This is a genomic window from Acidovorax sp. Leaf73 (assembly GCF_916855635.1).
GTDB classification, from domain to species: domain Bacteria; phylum Pseudomonadota; class Gammaproteobacteria; order Burkholderiales; family Burkholderiaceae_C; genus Acidovorax; species Acidovorax facilis.
In genome coordinates, this window is the sequence record NZ_CAKASI010000001.1 from 207,762 (window position 1) to 225,376 (window position 17,615).

Annotated in this window: 16 protein-coding genes; 3 read left to right on the forward strand and 13 right to left on the reverse strand. The window is 66.4% G+C overall.

Annotated elements, in window-relative coordinates; genetic code table 11:
• Positions 1–51 precede the first annotated feature (51 nt).
• The 5 genes from LPA35_RS01045 to hemH form a co-directional block, all read right to left on the reverse strand.
• Positions 52–849: a hypothetical protein gene (locus tag LPA35_RS01045; protein WP_228894535.1), complete on the reverse strand. Its 798-nt coding sequence runs from the start codon at positions 847–849 to the stop codon at positions 52–54.
• 113 nt (positions 850–962) lie between these two features.
• Positions 963–1,271 carry a hypothetical protein gene (locus LPA35_RS01050; protein ID WP_228894536.1) on the reverse strand — a complete coding sequence of 103 codons (309 nt, stop codon included), beginning with the start codon at positions 1,269–1,271 and terminating at the stop codon, positions 963–965.
• Positions 1,272–1,702: 431 nt separating this feature from the next.
• The gene (locus tag LPA35_RS01055; protein WP_069104320.1) at positions 1,703–2,209 is read right to left on the reverse strand and encodes a GNAT family N-acetyltransferase; all 507 of its coding nucleotides are present in this window, start codon (positions 2,207–2,209) and stop codon (positions 1,703–1,705) included.
• Positions 2,210–2,489: 280 nt separating this feature from the next.
• On the reverse strand, positions 2,490–4,982 hold the full coding sequence (locus LPA35_RS01060; RefSeq protein WP_228894537.1) for a Lon protease family protein: 2,493 nt from the start codon (positions 4,980–4,982) through the stop codon (positions 2,490–2,492).
• A 126-nt stretch (positions 4,983–5,108) separates the two neighbouring features.
• A complete protein-coding gene (gene hemH, locus LPA35_RS01065; RefSeq protein ID WP_228894538.1) occupies positions 5,109–6,224 on the reverse strand; it encodes a ferrochelatase in 1,116 nt (371 codons plus the stop codon).
• Between the two features lie 59 nt (positions 6,225–6,283).
• Here hemH and LPA35_RS01070 point away from each other — a divergent pair, with 59 nt between their 5' ends.
• The 3 genes from LPA35_RS01070 to LPA35_RS01080 all read left to right on the forward strand — a co-directional run bounded on the left by LPA35_RS01070 (position 6,284) and on the right by LPA35_RS01080 (position 8,202).
• The gene (locus tag LPA35_RS01070) at positions 6,284–7,027 is read left to right on the forward strand and encodes an HAD-IA family hydrolase (RefSeq protein WP_121422651.1); all 744 of its coding nucleotides are present in this window, start codon (positions 6,284–6,286) and stop codon (positions 7,025–7,027) included.
• Positions 7,028–7,138: 111 nt separating this feature from the next.
• On the forward strand, positions 7,139–7,993 hold the full coding sequence (locus tag LPA35_RS01075) for a DUF2189 domain-containing protein (RefSeq protein ID WP_121419589.1): 855 nt from the start codon (positions 7,139–7,141) through the stop codon (positions 7,991–7,993).
• Positions 7,990–8,202, forward strand: coding sequence for a DUF2788 domain-containing protein (locus LPA35_RS01080; RefSeq protein WP_015014900.1), 213 nt, complete (start codon positions 7,990–7,992; stop codon positions 8,200–8,202). Before LPA35_RS01075 ends, LPA35_RS01080 begins: the two co-directional genes overlap by 4 nt.
• A 50-nt stretch (positions 8,203–8,252) precedes the next feature.
• Here the strand turns inward: LPA35_RS01080 and LPA35_RS01085 are convergent, their stop codons facing one another.
• The 8 genes from LPA35_RS01085 to LPA35_RS01120 form a co-directional block, all read right to left on the reverse strand.
• Positions 8,253–9,290, reverse strand: coding sequence for a tripartite tricarboxylate transporter substrate-binding protein (locus LPA35_RS01085; RefSeq protein ID WP_228894540.1), 1,038 nt, complete (start codon positions 9,288–9,290; stop codon positions 8,253–8,255).
• Positions 9,291–9,337: 47 nt separating this feature from the next.
• Positions 9,338–10,735, reverse strand: coding sequence for a sensor histidine kinase (locus LPA35_RS01090; protein WP_228894542.1), 1,398 nt, complete (start codon positions 10,733–10,735; stop codon positions 9,338–9,340).
• A 132-nt stretch (positions 10,736–10,867) separates the two neighbouring features.
• On the reverse strand, positions 10,868–11,551 hold the full coding sequence (locus LPA35_RS01095) for a response regulator (protein WP_063463203.1): 684 nt from the start codon (positions 11,549–11,551) through the stop codon (positions 10,868–10,870).
• Between the two features lie 154 nt (positions 11,552–11,705).
• Positions 11,706–12,719 carry a tripartite tricarboxylate transporter substrate binding protein gene (locus tag LPA35_RS01100; protein WP_121506954.1) on the reverse strand — a complete coding sequence of 338 codons (1,014 nt, stop codon included), beginning with the start codon at positions 12,717–12,719 and terminating at the stop codon, positions 11,706–11,708.
• A 120-nt stretch (positions 12,720–12,839) separates the two neighbouring features.
• Positions 12,840–14,144: a hydroxysqualene dehydroxylase HpnE gene (gene hpnE / locus LPA35_RS01105; protein WP_228894544.1), complete on the reverse strand. Its 1,305-nt coding sequence runs from the start codon at positions 14,142–14,144 to the stop codon at positions 12,840–12,842.
• 16 nt (positions 14,145–14,160) lie between these two features.
• Positions 14,161–15,003, reverse strand: a complete 843-nt coding sequence (hpnD, locus tag LPA35_RS01110; RefSeq protein ID WP_228894545.1) for a presqualene diphosphate synthase HpnD — start codon at positions 15,001–15,003, stop codon at positions 14,161–14,163.
• A 120-nt stretch (positions 15,004–15,123) separates the two neighbouring features.
• Positions 15,124–16,020, reverse strand: coding sequence for an amino acid ABC transporter substrate-binding protein (locus tag LPA35_RS01115; protein WP_228894547.1), 897 nt, complete (start codon positions 16,018–16,020; stop codon positions 15,124–15,126).
• Positions 16,021–16,137: 117 nt separating this feature from the next.
• Positions 16,138–17,547, reverse strand: coding sequence for an L-serine ammonia-lyase (locus tag LPA35_RS01120; protein ID WP_228894551.1), 1,410 nt, complete (start codon positions 17,545–17,547; stop codon positions 16,138–16,140).
• Between the last annotated feature and the right edge of the window lie 68 nt (positions 17,548–17,615).

The window sequence follows — 17,615 nt, forward strand, 5'->3', positions numbered from 1 at the left end:
GCGCAGCACGTTGTTGTCCGGTTGAACGCCGAGTTAGGCAACGACGCATAGCTATGCTTCTGTCCATGATGCTGCCGTTACGCCGTTCTCTGCAACTGCGAACCATTGGCTGAAGACTTGCGATTGTTGCTCGTTGATTTCCACGTTTCCATGGGGGAAAACTTCTGCCATTCGCGTTATAGCGCGAGCCAAGAAGGCAAGGCTGTATTGAACTGGCATTGAACTCAAATGTAGCGCTTCGGGGGTGCCAGCCTTGAACTCTTGCAGTTGGTGCACTGCCATTGGCAGTGTGTGCACGTACTGCGACAACATCATGGTTGCAGCAACGTGGTACTCGTGGTTTACGCCGTTGGCAGCGTTTAGCTCCCTTTGGGATAGCAGATATGAGGGCGCGTCGCCGTTGCGGATTCTTCTCTGTTGTGCTGGATTAATTTTTTGAAACCACGAGTGTTGTTCAACTTCCTTTTGGAGTTCGACAGCCAACTTGTGAATTTCGTCGGCTCTAGGGTCGGTCGATTGGATGGACTTGAGCATGCTTGACCGTCTCTGTTGGTCATGAAGCGTCCAAGCAAGAAGGCGGAATGATCTTTCCTCCTCTGAAATGTTGGCAAGCGCAATGTATTCAAGTACGTCGTGCGCTTCGATGATGCAGCGTGCGACTGCACATGCAGAAGGCATGTCCCACAGTTCGTGTTCTATCTGCGGATCAATCTGCGGCGATAGCCTTTGAAGGCTGATTGCGTGGCACAACAACTTAGTGAATATAGGGTCAGCGTAGGAGTGGTGGCGGCGCTCAGGCTCAGTACCAACAAGACGCTGGGATACTTGCATGCCAAGTTCGATGAACATTTCAAGTTCCTCGACGATTTGCTTGTATCTCTTGACGTCCACCGAAATCTCCCTGAGTTGCCTAACGGACAAGCTAAGCTGACCGCCGAAGGCGGGTCGGCTTGAGCGGCAGGTTAGGATTTACTGATCTCGTAAAGCTCTTCAAACACATGGCCTGGTATCCAAGTTTCGTATTGCTCTGGTGTTCCACACTTGCGCACGACGAGATAGCCAAGACATATGTGCATATGGCTACTAGGTGGGGGCTGCATTTTTTGACTTGAACTCAACTTTCGGTAGCGATAACCGTAGTCGCGATTTGAAATTTCAACTGCTTTTACAGTTAAGCCATATTTTCTTGCCGTTTCCTTGTCTAGTGCTGAATAGCTCGCCATCTTCTCTATCGAGACAAACGGCCTTTCTTTCCAATCAAGTAAGTTCATAAAAGTGATCTGTGTTACGCCCTAACGTAATGTAGACCGCACCAAGCCGCAGGCTATATCTGGCGTTTGCGGTCTAAATTGGTGCGATAAAAGCGCGGAAAGGGGCTTGTAGCCTAGCGTGACGGCGCATATTTTGTACAAAAATACAGTGCTAAATTCAGCCATGAAACCCGACGCCCCTCCTGTGTTGCGCGCCACACGGTTGCTGGACCAAGTCAGTGAGCGAATTCGTTACAAACACTATAGCCTGCGCACGGGGCTGGGCCACGCCACGGCGCTAGTCATCGTCAGATGACGGCTTTGTAGCGGTGAACTGACCGACTGCTCAGGGCCCGGAGCGGTCCTCGGTGACAATGAACCGGGCGTAGCAAAGCCGCCGCTCAACCCGCGCTCTGGCAGCGGCTGTCGTAGCGGGTCAGCTTGAGCGAGGGTCAGTCCTCAGCCCGGGGCAGTGCGTACACATTGCGCTCCTCTCCGTCGGGGAAGCTCTGTCGCCTGACTTGTTGACCTCCAAGCCTGAGAACTAAGCCAAGTGCCTCGGCGTTGTGGTCGTTCATGTAGGTTTCTACGGTTGCCCACCCGAAGACGTCATAGGCATGCTGCACTGCTGCGTGGGACGCCTCCTTGGCCAGACCCTGACCGCGGTACCGTGGCAACAGCCACCAAGTCAGTTCGCGTGGCCAGCCTCTGCCCTGCCAGAAGCCGCAGGTGCCGACGTACTCGCCGTCCGAGGAGCGCTGGACTGCCCAGACGCCAAAGCCCTGGAGGTACCAAGAGCCGAGATCTGCAGACAGACGTGCCCAGGCTGCGCCGGCTGAGATGGGGCCTCCGTACCCACCTGAAGCTGCACCGTCTGTGTAGAACAGCTCGTAAGCTGCCGTGCAGGCCGCGCTGGGGGCGACGAGACGGAGTCTTTGGGTTTCAAGTATTGGAATCACTCGGACATCCTGAAAATCGTTGCTCTGCGGCCTGTCGTTCAAGGTCAGGGTTAGTGCGCGGCCTTGTCTCGCAGCGTCCCCTGCACCGCAGTGTTGGCCAGCAGATTTGGACGACTACGACCACTTTGCAAGCAACCGCATCGCACGGCCCGCAAGCGGTCACCGAAGTCTGCCCGCTATTGGCCGATAGTACGTGTTCGATGGCAATCGTCGGATGATGGCAACCACTGCTAAGCAGCTAGAACCCGAGCATTCAATTTCGTCGGCCACTGAGCTATATCTACCGACCCCGCACCGCTCGCCCCCTCCGCGCAGCCCCCGCAATCTGACAAGCCCGCCGGTACGCCCGCAAGGTCAACTCCGCCCGCTGCATCACCGTGTCTTCCACGGCCGCAGCACGGTGGGCCAGCTCATCAGCCTGCGCCTGCAGCAACTCCGCCGGGCTCATGCCCGAGGCCTCGCCCGTCAGCAGCGCAATCCCTTCGCTCACATGCCCCATGGTGTAGACATGGAACAGCCCGCGTTCCACCGCGTCCAGCACGCTGCGGTCCAGCATCAGATGGCGCTGGTTGCGCGCGGGGATCAGCACGCCGTGCGTGCCGTCCAGCCCGGCGGTGCTGCAGGCGCGGAACCAGCCTTCGATCTTTTCGTTGATGCCGCCCACGGGCAGCACCTCGCCGTGCTGGTTGAGCGCGCCCGTCACGGCGATGCCCTGGCGCAGCGGCAGGCCTGACAGGCTCGACAGCAGCGCATACAACTCGGCGCAAGAGGCCGAGTCGCCTTCCACGCCGCTGTATTCCTGCTCGAACACGATGGAGGCGTTCAGCGCCAGCGGCGCCACGTGGCTGAACAACGCGGTGAGGTAGCTGTGCAGGATGAGCACGCCCTTGTCGTGGATGGGGCCGGACATATCGACTTCGCGCTCGATGTTGAGCAGGCCCTCTTGCCCGGCAAAGGTGCGCGCGGTGATGCGCACGGGGAAGCCGAAGCGGTAGTCGCCCAGGTCGATCTGCGTCATGGCGTTGATCTGGCCGGTGATGGAGCCTGCCAGCGAGATCAGGCGCTCGCCCTCGGTGATGGAGTCGTGCAGCTCTTCTTCGGGCTGGTTGTGGCGCTGGGTGCGGGCGGCCAGGGCGGCCTGCACATCGGCGGCCTGCACCAGGGTGCCTCCGTGTGCCTTGCACAGGGCGGCGCTTTCAATGGCCAGCGCTTCGGTGTGGGCAAAGCGTGCGCTCTGGCGGCGCTGGTCGTCGGCCTCGCGGTGGGTCTGCTCCAGCACCAGGGCCACGGCGTCGGGGCCGAAGTGGGGCAGGCCGCGCTTTTTGCAGACTTGGGCCACCAGGATGGCGGTGGCGTGGTGGGTGGCGGGGGTGGCGGCAAAGTGGTCTGAAAAGTCCACCTTCACGCGAAAGCGGCGCGCGGCGTCGGGGTCGGCGTCCTGCAGGGCGTAGTACTCGTCCACCGATCCGATCAGCACGATCTTCACATCCACGTCCACCGGCTCGGGCTGCAGCGCCACGGCGCCGCCGGGGGCATGGCCGGGGCCGCCGCTGGCATCCTCGATCTGCAGGCGGCCGCAGCGCAAAAAGCGGCGCAGGCGCTGCCACAGGCCTTCTTCGGCGGCCAGGTCGTGCAGGTGCAGCAGGATGAAGCCGCCGTGCGCCTTGAGCAGGCTGCCCGCGTGGATGCTGGTGTGGTCGGCCTGCACGGTGTCGGCGTCCGAGCCATGTTCGATGCTGCCAAACAGCGTGCGCTGGGTGGGGTTGTCTTCCACCACCACGGGCGCGGCAGTGCGGCCGTGGTTGTCTACCACCAGGTTCACCTGGCAGCGGGCCAGCAGGTCGTCGAGCGCGTCCTTGCGGTCGTCTTCGGCATCGGCGCCCTGGTCGCTACCGCGTTCGGCGTCCAGGGGCTCGAACAGGTCGATGTCGCCCAGCACCGCATGCTCCACCTGGTCGAGCCAGTGGGTGAGCTTGACGGTGTCCTTGATCTGCTTGCGCAGGCCCTGGCGAATGTCGTGCAGGGCGTGTTCCACCAGGGGCTTGATGGTCTGGCGGCGCAGGGCGGCCAGGGCGTCGTCGCGGGTGCGCTCCAGCGGGCGGACGGCTTCCAGAAAGCGGGCGATCTCGGTCCGCAGTTCTTGTTCGGCGGCGTCGATCTCTGCGCGGCGCTCGCGCGGCAGGGCGCGGGCTTCGGCTTCGGTCAGCGCCTGGCCTTTGGGGCCTGTGAGGGTGAACACCATTTGCCCGCCCTCGCGGGTCAGGCGGAACTGGCGCGCCTCGGCAAACGCGTCGAGCACGGCAAAGGCTTCGCCTTCTTGCGCCTGCCAGGTTTTCTCGATGCGCTCCGCCTCGGCCTTGAAGTCGGCGGCGGCCAGGCGCTTGGGGATGTCTGCCTGCAGGTTCTTGGCCATGTCGGCCATGCCTTGGCGCAGCTGGCGGCCCTGGCCCGCCGGCAGGCGCAGGGCGCGGGGGCGGTCGGGCGTGTCGAAGTTGTGCAGGTAGCACAGGTCGGGCGGCACGGCGCGTTCTGCCGCAGCAGTCTGCATGGCCTGGCGCAGCAGCGATGCGCGCCCGCTGCCCACTTCGCCCAGCACAAACAGGTGGTAGTCGGGTTGGTGCAGCCCCAGGCCAAACTGCGCGGCGGCCTGGGCGCGCTCCTGGCCGATCCAGGGCAGGGGCAGGTCTTGCAGCTCGGCCGTGCTGGCAAAGCCCAGCGTGGCGGGGTCAATCGTCAGCCGCAGCTGGTGGGGGGCGAGGGCAGAAGCGGGCATCAGTACAGGTGTTGGGGGAGGGGCAGGTCACCAAAGTTTGCCTGCCATCTCAGAATATGGGTCAAATTGGCCGCTAGCGCTTGATGGATAAGCGTAAGCAGCTATAAAAATAGTAGTAACCAGCAGTCAGTGCGCCACGAGGCACACGCCTTTGGGTGCCCCACCGGCCAGCGCATGGCTGCGCGCATCGGCCAGCGCCGCAGCGGTGGGCACCTCGGTGGGCCAGCCCGCGAGGTGCTGTTGCGCCACGCGGCTCAGCGCCGTGATCCAGTGGCTGTTGTCGTTCAGGCAGGGGATGTAGTGAAACTCCTGCCCGCCTGCGTGCAAAAAGGCCTCGCGCACTTCCATGTTGATTTCTTCCAGCGTCTCCAGGCAGTCGCTGGTGAAGCCGGGGCACACCACATCCACCCGGCGGGTGCCCGCCATGCCCAGCGCCTCGATGGTGGGCTGGGTGTAGGGCTCGAGCCATTTGGCCTTGCCAAAGCGCGACTGGAAGGTGATGCGGTAGCGCTCTGCGCGCAGGCCCAGGCGCTCGGCCAGCAGGCGGCCGGTCTTTCGTGATTCGCAGTGGTAGGGGTCGCCCAGGTGCAGCGTGCGTTCGGGCACGCCGTGAAAGCTCATCACCAGCTGGTCGGGTTGGCCGTGGGTCTTCCAGTGCGATTCGATGGTGCGGGCCAGCGCGTCGATGTAGCCGGGGGCGTCGTGGTACCGGTTCACAAACCGCAGCTCGGGCACGTTGCGGGTGGCGGCGGCCCAGGTGTAGACGGCGTCAAACACGCTGGCCGTGGTGGTGGCCGAGTACTGCGGATACAGCGGCAGGATGAGGATGCGTGTGGCGCCTTCGGCCTTGAGCGCATCAAGCTGGCTGGCGATGGACGGGTTGCCATAGCGCATGGCATGGCGCACCAGCACCGCGTGGCCCGCCTCGCCCAGCCAGCCGCGCAGCAGCGTGGCCTGCTTGGCCGTCCAGTGCGCCAGGGGCGAGCCCTCGGGCGTCCAGATGCTGGCATATTTGGCGGCCGATTTGGCCGGGCGCGTGCGCAGGATGATGCCGTGCAGGATGGGTAGCCACACGAGTTTGGGGATCTCCACCACGCGGTGGTCACCCAGGAACTGCGCCAGATAGCGGCGCACGGCCGGGGCGGTGGGTTCGTCTGGCGTGCCCAGGTTGCACAGCAGCACTCCAGTGCGTTCGGCCTGGCCGTGGGTGTAAGGGGGTTCGGTGTGGAAGGGTGAGCGCATGCCCCGATTGTGGCAAACGGACCGGCCCTTCGGTGACCGTGGAGTATTCTCTGCAGACCATGCCCGATTCCCCCGCTGAACTGCCCGCTGCCCAGCCCACCGCGCTGCAGCTGGACACCTCCCGAATCCGCGCCATCTCCATCGACCTGGATGACACGCTCTGGCCCATCTGGCCCACCATCACGCGGGCTGAACGCGTGCTGCTGGACTGGCTCACGCACCACGCGCCCGCCACGGCAACCTTGTTCTCCAGCACCGAATCGCTGCGCGCCATCCGCAACCAGATGGTGGCGCTGCGGCCCGACCTGCTGCACGACCTGAGCGCGCTGCGGCGCGAGTCCATCCGCCTGGCGCTGACCCAGGCGGGCGACGAGCCCGCGCTGGCCGAACCGGCGTTTGACCTGTTTTTTGCCGAGCGCATGCGCGTGGAGCTGTTTGACGACGCACACGACACGCTGGCCTTCTTGTCGGCGCGCTACCCGGTGGTGGCGGTATCCAACGGCAATGCCGACGTGCACCGCATCGGCATCGGCCACTACTTTCGCCACAGCATCAGCGCATCGGAGTTTGGCGTGGCCAAGCCCGATGCGCGCATTTTTCACGCTGCCGCCACGGCCGTCGATGTGCTGCCCCACGAGGTTCTGCACGTGGGCGACGATGCCACGCTGGATGCGCAGGGCGCGCTGAACGCGGGCATGCAGGCCGTGTGGATCAACAGCGCCAACCACCCCTGGCCGCACGACGACACACCGCCCCATGCCACGGTGGACAGCCTCACTGCGCTGTGCAGGCTGCTCGCCTGACCGGCTGCGCTGGCCCAGTTTCTTGCCTCAGGTCAAGGTTTGGGCGTGCGGTGGTTGAAGCCGTTGCCCGATAAGGTCACACTCCATCGTCGCTCGGCGACCCTTCCCACCATGCCCCGTACTCCCCCGCCATTGCCCACCATCCGCACCATCGGCCTCATGCAACCCATGGCCTGGCTGGTGCTGGCCTGGCGCGACATGGCGCGGGCGGGCTGGATCAGCTTTGCGCATGGGCTGGCGCTCACGCTGTTCGGGGCCGCGATCTTTGCGGTGGGGCACCACCGCTTCTGGCTGCTGGCGGGGGCGCTGTCGGGCTTTCTGGTGGTGGCGCCGGTGCTGGCCACCAGCCTGTATGCGCTGAGCCGCGCGCTGGAGCGCCGCGAAAGCGCCAACCTGGGCGTGGTGCTCAAGACCTGGTTCAACTGGCAGAACAGCCACGTGAACAAATGGGGCAACGACTACTGGTGCATGGTGCAGTTTGGCGCCTTGCTGGCGCTGGCCGCCTCGGGTTGGGTGATGACCTCGGCGGCGCTCATCACGCTGCTGGCACCGGTGCCGATCGAGACCCCGCTCGACTTTCTGCGCCACGTGGTCATGGCCCGCGACGGCTGGTTGTTTGAAATCTGGCTGGCCCTGGGCAGCTTGATGGCCGCGCCGATTTTTGCGTCCAGCGTGGTGGCCATGCCGCTGCTGCTGGACCGCCGCGCCACGCTATTGCAGGCCGTGCTCACCAGCTGGCAGGCCGTGGTGGTCAACCCGCTGCCCATGGCGTTCTGGGCGGCGATCATCCTGGGCTTTACCTTGCTGGGCCTGGGCTCGCTGCTGCTGGGCCTGATCGCCGTGATGCCCATGCTGGGCCACGCCAGCTGGCACGCTTACCGCGACCTGGTGGATGCCTCCAGCCTGCCCGAGCGCGACCTGGCTGCACCCGCTGCACCCGCCCGAACGCCTGGAGGGGCATCGTGATTTTTGGCTTCACCGAGGCGCAGATCTCGGGCTTCTTCCTCACCTACGGCGTGGGGGCGTTCATCGCCTACATGCTGTTCATCATCGGGCAGCTGGCGTGGGAATCGAAGGCAGGGCGGTTTGGCACCTTTGTGCTCTTCCTGGGCCTGGGCGTGGGGTTTCTGGGGTTCCTGGCCAAGGTGGTGATCCAGTGGTGGCTGGAGAAGTGAGCGGGCCAGAGATCCTCTGAGACCACCGCACGGGCTTAGCAGCAGCCGCCTCAGCGCGGCCAGGACCGCAGGCCCAGCTCCTGCGCCAGTTGCCGGTAGTCGGCCAGACTGCGTTGCACAAACTCCTCCAGCGCCGCGCCAGTGCGCGCAAACGGGTACAGGCCGTACTGGCTGCACAGCGCGGCATAACCGGGGGCGGCCAGTGCATCGGCAAACGCGGCCACCCAGGCGCGCACGGCGGCATCGGGGGCGCTGGCGGCCATGTACAGGCCGCGCACCGTGGGCCAGACCAGGTCCACGCCCTGCTCGCGCGCCGTGGGCAGGTCGGCCAGGGCGCCGGGCAGGCGGGCCTGGGCCAGCACGGCCAGAAAGCGCAGGGGCGCGCCTTTTTCCAGGGCCTGCCGAGCTTCAGCGGCATCGCCGGTGAAGACGCCGATATGGCCGCCGCGCAGGGCCTTGAGTGCCTCGCCGCCGCCTTCAAACGAGACAAACCGCATGCGCTTGGGGTCCTGCCCGGCGGCACGGGTCAGCAGCGCGGCCTTCATCCAGTCTTGGCTGCCCAGGGTGCCACCGGCGCCAAACACCACGCGGGCCGGGTCCTTGCGCAGCGCGGTCACCACGTCTTGCAGGCGCTGGTGGGGCGAATCGCGGTGCACGGCCACCACGCCGTAGTCGGTGCCCAGGGTGGCGATCCAGCGCACGGCGCTCACCGGGTGCGGGCCAAAGCGGCCCTGTGCGATGTTGAGCAGCGAGCCGCTGGAGAACGCCACCAGCGTGCCCGGCCCGCCCAGCCGCCCGGTAGCGATCTGGTCAAACGCCATGGCACCGATGCCCCCGGGTAGATAGCGTGTGTGCAGCGGTGGGCGTGCGGGGCGCACGGCTTGCACGGCCTGCGTGGCCAGGCCGCAGGTCAGGTCGAACCCGCCGCCGGGGCGGGAGGGGGCGATGCATTCGGCGGGCTCCAGCGATGCGTCGGCCGCCCACGCAGCTGGCGTGTGCGCAGCGCCTGCGGTGCCCGCCAGTGCTGCCAGCCACTGCAGGGCGCGGCGGCGGGGCAGGGTGGGGAGAGGGTGTGGTGCGGACGGCATGCGGGGCGAATTCTGGCGGAATCTGGGGTGCTGCGGGATGGGGGTTTTCAGCCCCGGGGCCACCACAGGATGGCCAGCAGGCCGGGCCCACCCGCGCGTTCTTCGAGCCGCAGGCCGCCCCGGTGCCGCTCGGCGATGGAGCGCGCGATTGCCAGCCCCAGGCCTGAGCCGCCTGCCGCCGCCTGCGAGCCACGCCGGTAGCGCTGGCCCAGTGCATCGCGTTCGCTGGCGGGCAGGCCGGGGCCGTTGTCTTCCACGCTAAGGCTCCAGCCGAGGTCATCGCCTGCGGCTGACACGGTGACCGTGCCGTGTTCAGGTGTGTAGGCAATCGCGTTGGCCGCCAGGTTGGCAAGCGCCTCGCGCAGCAAGCCGCTGTCGCCCACGGCCATGAACTCGGGCGTGGGGGTGTGGATGCCAAAGTCGATCTGCCGAGCGCGGGCGCGGGGCAGCAGCTCCAGCGCCACGGCGCGCAGCAGCGCGGCCAGGTCGAATGGGGCCAGCTCCACCGCAGCCGTATCGCTGCGGCCCAGGGCCAGCAGCTGCTGGGTGCTGCGCGTGGCGCGTGCGACTTCGCCGCCGATGGCTTCCAGGGTGTGCTGCACCTGGGTGGCGTCGGCCTCGCGCCGGGCGTAGTCGATCTGCATCTGCAGCGTGGTGAGGTGGGTGCGCAGCTGGTGCGAGGCATCGTCCAGAAACTGCCGCTGCTGGGCCACCAGGTCTTGCGTGCGCGCCATCTGCTGGTTGGCGGCGGCCACCAGGGGTCGGATGTCGGCAGGCAGGTCGGTGTCGGCCATGGGGGTCATGTCGTCGGGGCTGCGCGCCTGCACCTCGCGCGCCAGGCGCGCCAGCGGCCGCAGCGCCACGGCCAGCGTGGCGGCCGTGCCCAGCACCATGAGCGCCAGCACCAGCGTGTCGCGCAGCGCTGCCCGGCGCACAAAGCGGCGGGTGAACTCCTGCCGCGAGCGGGTGCTTTCAGCCACCTGCACCAGCACGCTGCCGGCATCGGCCCCGGGCGCGGCGCCGTCTACCGCGCGGCGGTAGGCGGCCAGCCGCACGGATTCGCCGAAGTAGGTTGCGTCGTAGAAGCGGGGCACGCCGGGCGTGAGCGGGCCGGGCGGAAGGGGCAGGTCGGCGTTGCCCAGCTCCACCAGCCCGTCGGACGACGCCACGCGGAAGTACACATTGCCGCTGGCCGTGAGCTCAAAAAATTCGAGCATGCTGTAAGGCAGCTCTGCCGACAGGCCGCCCGAGGCGGTGGAGATGTTGGCGTCGATGGATTTGAGCGCCCCGAGCAGCGAGCGGTCATAGGCCGCGTTGGCCGCCTCCAGCGCGTCATGTCGCGTCATCCACAGCTCCACCCCCGTCACCACGGCCAGCAGCGGCAGCAGCAGCAGGGCCAGCAGCCGCCACAGGCTGGCGCGGCGCAGGCGTTGTATCAAAGACATGGCAGCGGACTCCGCCGCAAAGAACAGGGAGCGGTCCTGAACATGCGCGTGGCCCACGCCAGTGCCACCGTGGAACCGGCTTTGCCAGGCCACGGGTGGCGTCCCCCCTCAGGGGGGAAGACGCGCAGCGTCTCAGGGGGGAGCCACATCATTTGCTTCGAGCGCATAGCCCAGGCCGCGCAGGGTGGTGATGCGCACACCGCTGCCATCGAGCCGCTTGCGCAGGCGGTGCACAAACACTTCCACGGCTTCGGGGTGCACGTCTTCGTCGTCAGAGAACACGCGGTCCAGGATCTGCTGCTTGGAAAACGGCTCGCCGCTGCGCTGCACCAGCACGCGCAGCACGGCGTGCTCGCGCGGCGACAGGGCCAGGGGCTCGCCGTGCAGCGTGAACTGCTTGCGCGGGTTGTCGTACACCAGCGCGCCACAGGCCAGACGCGGGTGCTCGTTGCCGCGTGCGCGGCGCACCAGGGCATGCAGGCGGGCCTCCAGCTCGGCCAGCTCGAAAGGCTTGGCCAGAAAGTCGTCAGCCCCCGCGTTGAGCGAGCGCACGCGCTCGTCCAGCGAATCGCGGGCCGTGAGGATCAGGGCGGGCAGGCGCTGGTCGCGGTCGCGCAGGCGCTGCAGCACGGCCTGGCCATCCAGTCCGGGCAGGCCCAGGTCCAGCACCAGCGCATCGTAGTTGTCGTGCTGCTGCAGCGCACGGTCGGCCAGACGCCCGTCGTTCACCCATTCCACCTGGATGCCCGCATGCTCCAGCGCGCGGCTGAGCCAGGTGCCCAGGTTGTGGTCGTCTTCGGCCAGGAGGATGCGCATGGGGGAATGCTACTGTCGTTCGGCGATAGTTCCAGGCGCCCCAGGCGGTTGCAACTGGCGAGGCCCCAGCCAGCGCCACCGTGGAACTGGCTTTGCCAGGCCACGGGTGGCGTCCCCCTCGGGGGAAGACGCGAAGCGGCTCAGGGGGGCTTCTCTAGTCCGGCTTGATCTGCGCGCGCTTGATGACTTTCTGCCAGCGCGCCTGCTCCGCCGCAATGAACTGTGCAAACTGCGCGGGCGTGCCGCCGATGGCTTCGGCGGCGTCGCCGTTCAGGCGCTTGAGGGCTTCGGGTGCCTTGACGGCCTTCATGGTTTCGGCGGCCAGCTTGTCCAGGTGTTCCTTGGGCAGGCTCGCGGGGGCCAGCATGCCGTACCACTGCGTCATCTCGAAGCCGGGGAAGCCCTGTTCGGCCACGGTGGCCACGTCGGGCAGCTGCGGCAGGCGCTGCGTGGAGCCGGTGGCGATGCAGCGCACCTTGCCGGACTTGATGAACGGGAGCAGGGCCGCTGCGCCCACGGAGGCGGCATCAAGGCGGCCCGAGAGCAGGTCGGTCATCATGGGGCCGGTGCCCCGGTAGGGCACGTGCAGCATGAAGATCTCGGCGGTCATCTTGAGGTATTCAAACGCCAGGTGGCCCGCGCTGCCGTTGCCTGCCGAGCCGTAGCTGAGCTTGCCCGGGTTCTTCTTGGCGTAGGCGATGAACTCCTTGAGGTTCTTGGCAGGCACGTCGGGGTGCACCACGTAAAGGCTGGGCACCTTGGCCAGCAGGCTCACGGGCTTGAAGTCCTTGTTGGCGTCGTAGGGGAGCTTGTCGAAGATGTAGGGGTTCACGGCCAGGGTGCCAATGTGGCCCAGGATGAGGGTGTGCTGGTCTTCGGCACGGGCCACTTCCTGCATGGCGATGTTGCCTGCGGCGCCGGGTTTGTTGTCCACAAACACGCTCTGGCCCAGGGTCTTGCTCAGCTCGGCCGCTGTGGAACGCGCCACGATTTCGGAGCTGCCGCCCGGTGCAAAGGGTACGACGAAGCGGATGGACTTGGCGGGCCATGCGGTCTGGGCCGACGCAGCGGCGGGCAGCAGGCCGCCCAGGGCCAGGGCGCTGCCTGCGCCCAGCAGGTGGCGGCGGGTGGGGTGGAAGGCGGGGGTGGTGTCGTTATCGAACAGCATGGGTGTCTCCGTGAAAGCCGTTATGGCGTTGCCCGGCGTATGGTGTGCGGAGCGTGCTTTCGGAATGCTGTCAGTCGGCCTGGGGTTTACCCGAGGCACCCCGCATCGACAGAGCGAGGATTACGCCAGTGCCGCTACTGCCGTGCCGCTGAGCACGGCCCCTTCCAGCGTGGCGGGGTAGGGGCCGTCCACATAGTCCCCGCAGGCCGTAAGCCCCGGCAGCACCTGCATGCCGGGCCGCTGCAGGCCAGGGGTGCAGGCAAAGGTGGCGCGTTTCTCCACCACGGTCTGCACGGGCTGCAGGCCGGGAAGGCCCAGCTGGGCGGCGGCCTGCTGCAGCACCTGCTGCTCGATCAAGGCCCGGTCCCCATCACTGGCGCTCACCACAAAGGCCAGCAGCCCGTGCTGGCCGTCGAGCTGGCCCCGGTCGAACACAAACTGCGCCGGTTGGGCAGCGGTGTTGCGCAGTGCCAGCATGGGCTGGGGCAGGTGGGCGCCTGGGGCATGGGCATAGACGGTGGTGATGGCCTCGAACCGCAGGGCGCTGGTGGTGGTGCTCCAGCGGGCTGCACCGGCCAGGCCCGCCGTGCCTGCCAGGCCTTCGACCAGGCGGCTGGCCTCCCAGGACGGGCAGGCCAGGGTGACGTGGTCGAACGCTCCGGGTTCTTCGGTGCCGTTGGCGGCCACGACCGGCTGCCAACGCCCGCCGGGCAACGGCTGCAGGCGCTGAATGCGCTGGCCGGTGAGGACCTGGCCGCCTTGCTGCTGCAGCCAGCGGGCAGCGGCTTCGGGAAAGAGGGCGCCTAAGTCCGCACGTGGCAGCAATAGGTTGGAGCCGCCGCGCCCGCTGAACAGGCTGTCCTGCAGCACGCGCAGAAACACCTGTCCGCTGGCCTGGTTGGCAGGGGTGTTGAGGGCCGACACGCATAGCGGGTCGATGAACTCGGTCATGAGCCGGGGCGTGAGCGGCGCGCACAGCGCGGCCACCGATGTGGCGGGCGCGCAGCGAAAACCACGCAGCTGCCAGACCGTGGCTGTGCGCAGCAGTGCCAGCTTGTCGCGCCAGCCCCAGCCCTTGGCGCGGGCAATGCCCAGCAGCGCATCGAGGGGTGGGGGCAGGTCGGGCAGTTGCAGGCCCTGGCCATCAGGGAATTGAAGCGTGAGTGGCAGGCGCAGCAGGGCGGTATCGATGTCCACGCCCACCAGCCGCATCAGGCGCAGGCTTTCGGCGTAGGCGCCGATCAGGATGTGCTGGCCGTTGTCGAGCGTGGCGGGTGTGCCATCGGGCAGCGCGCTCGGCACGGCGCGCGCCCGGCCGCCCACGGTGCGCGCGGCCTCGAACACGGCGACCTGGCGCCCTGCCTGCACATGGGCGATGGCGGCGGCCATGCCGGCCCAGCCTGCGCCGATGACGGCGACCTTCATGGACGCGGGCCCACGGCTACGACATCCGGCCCAGGGCTTGCACCTTCCACGCCAGCCAGAACTTACGAAGCGGCGTGAGGCGGATGCGCTGGTGCAGCACCTGGAAGTTTTCGTGCTCGATCTCGCGCAGCAGGGTGCGGTAGATGTTGGCCATCATGAGGCCTGGCTTTTGCGCCCTGCGGTCGGCATCGGGGAGCAGGGCGAAGGCCTCGCCGTACAGGCGGTGCGCGCGCTCGGCCTGAAAACGCATCAGCGCGGTGAAGCGGTCGGAATACTGACGCTTCAGGATCTCGTGCGCCTTCACGTCAAATTGCTGCAGCTCGCTCACCGGCAGGTAGATGCGGCCCAGCATGGCATCTTCGCCCACGTCACGGATGATGTTGGTGAGCTGAAAGGCCAGGCCCAACTTGTGGGCGTAGTCGGTGGTCCGTGGGTCGGTCTGGCCGAAGATGCGTGCGGCGACTTCGCCCACGATGCCCGCCACCAGGTGGCAGTAGCCCTTGAGGCCCGCAAAGTCGAGGTAGCGGGTCTGTTCCAGATCCATCTGGCAGCCGTCGATCACGGCCTGCAGGTGGCGTTGTTCAATGCCATAGTCGGCGGCCAGCGGCATCAGTGCCAGCATCACGGGGTGGGTGGGCTGGCCCGCATAGGCCTTGGCCACCTCGGCCTGCCACCAGGCCAGCTTGGTGCGCGCCACGCCAGGGTCGGAGACTTCGTCCACCACATCGTCCACTTCGCGGCAGAAGGCATAAAACGCCGTGATCGCGGCGCGGCGCGGGGCCGGCAGGAACAGGAAGGCGTAGTAGAAGCTGCTGCCCGAGGCCACGGCTTTTTGCTGTACGTATTGCTGTGGGGTCATGGGGCGCGATTGTCCCATGGCGGACATGGCCCGCGAATGCAACCTGGCAGCTGGTGGAGGCCGCAGTTCCCCAGTTTGGCCTGCCTGTTCTGCGGCAGTTCTGCGGCAGGCCGAAGGGCATCAAAAGGCGATCTGTTCCACGCCCACGTCGCTGGGCCGCTTGAGCGCTTCGCGCATGAAGACGCTCATGGGGAGCGTGCCTTGGTCTGAGTGGAACCACTTTTTGTAGAGAGCCGCCATCTCCCCGGTCTGGATCAGGCGGCGGGTGACTTGGTCTACCAGCTCCTTGAAACGAGGGTCTTGCCTGCGCAGGCCAATGCTGTAGGGCTCTACCGAAAGGCGCTTTTCCAGAAACTGGTAGTCCCCCATGGCCTTGCCCAGGCGGGTCATGGGGCTCCACAAGCCTGCATCGTCTGCAAAAACCGCATCTGCCTCCCTGCGCGTGAGTGCATCCAGTCCCTGTGCAGTGCTGTCTACCGGCACGTAGATGAATTTGCGGTGGTAGGTGCGTTCGTTGGTGGCCAGCAGGCCGTCATTGGTGGTTTTCCGTTCCACGGCAATGCGTTTGCCGTTCAGATCGTCCACCGTCTTGATGCCCGAGTCCTTGCGCACGAGGAACGCAGTGGTGGCGATGAAGATGTGGTGGCTGAAGGCGACTTCCTTCTGGCGCTCCAGGGTGTTGGTGGTCGTGCCGCATTCCAGGTCCACTACGTTGTTTTTCAGGTCCGCAAGGCGGTTCTTGCCGTCTACGAGTACATAGGTCAGGCGCAGGTCAGGGCGCTTGAGTTCCTTCTTGAGCTCCTCGTAAATCTTGGTGCAGATATCAACGCTGTAGCCACGCACCTGCCCAGTGGCTGGGTCTTTGTAGGAGAAGGGGTGGGATGCCTCGCGGTGCCCCATTCGCAATTCGCCGGTTTTGGCAATGTGGGTCAGGGTGTCTTGCGCCCAGGCGCCAGGGGACATCCAGGACAGGGGAAGGATCAGTAGCAGGGCTCGCAGCGCAGAGAAGAGGTGCATAGGAAACGGAAAAGGTGACGGGGCCATGCATGCCAGGCGTCGAAGGAAGCGCGCGAGGCTGCACGCCGCGCATTGTGCTGCGGCATCTGCTGTTGTGTCACATTGGCGACAGGTTTGTCAGCATTCCACAACATTCACCGCCAGCCCGCCACGCGATGTCTCCTTGTATTTGACCTTCATGTCCGCGCCGGTCTGCATCATGGTCTTGATGACCTTGTCGAGCGAGACCACATGCTGGCCGTCGCCACGCAGCGCCATGCGGGCGGCATTGATGGCCTTGATGGCGCCCATGGCGTTGCGTTCGATGCAGGGGATCTGCACCAGGCCGCCCACGGGGTCGCAGGTCATGCCCAGGTTGTGCTCCATGCCGATTTCGGCGGCGTTCTCGATCTGCTCGGGGGTGCCGCCCATCACCGCAGCCAGCGCGCCTGCGGCCATGGAGCAGGCCACGCCCACTTCGCCCTGGCAGCCCACTTCGGCTCCCGAGAGCGATGCGTTTTCCTTGTAGATGATGCCGATGGCGCCTGCCGTGAGCAAAAAGGTGGCAATGCCATCGTCGTTGGCCGGGATGGGGCCTTGCAGGAAGTTGACGTAGTAATGCAGTACGGCGGGGATCACGCCTGCAGCGCCGTTGGTGGGCGCCGTCACCACGCGGCCTCCGGCGGCGTTTTCTTCGTTGACGGCCATGGCATAGAGGTTCACCCAGTCGAGCATCGAGAGGGGATCGCGCAGCGCGGCCTCCGGCTGCGTGCTGAGCTTGTGGTGCAGCTCGGCCGCGCGGCGGCGCACGTGCATGGGGCCAGGCAACGTACCGGTGCTGGCGCAGCCGCGCTGCACGGCACCGGCCATGGTCTTCCAGATGGCCATGAGCTGGCGGCGCACCTCGGAGGCGCTGCGCCAGTGTTGCTCATTGGCCGCCATGAGCTGGGCGGGGGTGAGGCCGGTGGCCTGGCACTGGGCCAGCAGCTCGGCCCCCGTGCGGAAAGGGTGGGGCAGGCCTTGGGCATGGCCGGCCGCATCGGGCCCAGCGGTGGCGGCGCTGTTGAGTACACGCTCGCCCGCCGCGTCGATCACAAAACCGCCACCCACCGAGTAGTACTCACGCGCCGCAATCTCGTTGCCCTGCGCGTCGAACGCGTGAAACGCCATGCCGTTGGGGTGCAGCGGCAGGCTTTTGCGGCGAAACAGCAGGTGCTCTTTTTCGACAAACGGCACCATATGCTCGCCCAGCAGCTCCAGCGTTTGCCGGATGCGGATGTCGGCAATGGCAGGCTGGATCTGGTCCGGGTCGATGTGGTCGGGCTCGTGCCCGGCCAGGCCCAGCAGCACGGCCTTGTCGGTGCCGTGGCCCACGCCGGTGGCCGACAGCGAACCGAACAGTTCTATGGTGACGTGGTGCACGGCGGCCAGGCCCACCGTGTCACGCACATGGCAGGCAAACTGCCGCGCCGCGATCATGGGGCCCACGGTGTGGGAGCTGGACGGGCCGACGCCAATCTTGAAGAGGTCGAAAACGCTGACGGACATGGTGGGTGCGTACCGGAAGGGCCGGGGCCGCAGCGCTTGTGGCGCGGGCTTGGGTTGCGTGATGGGGC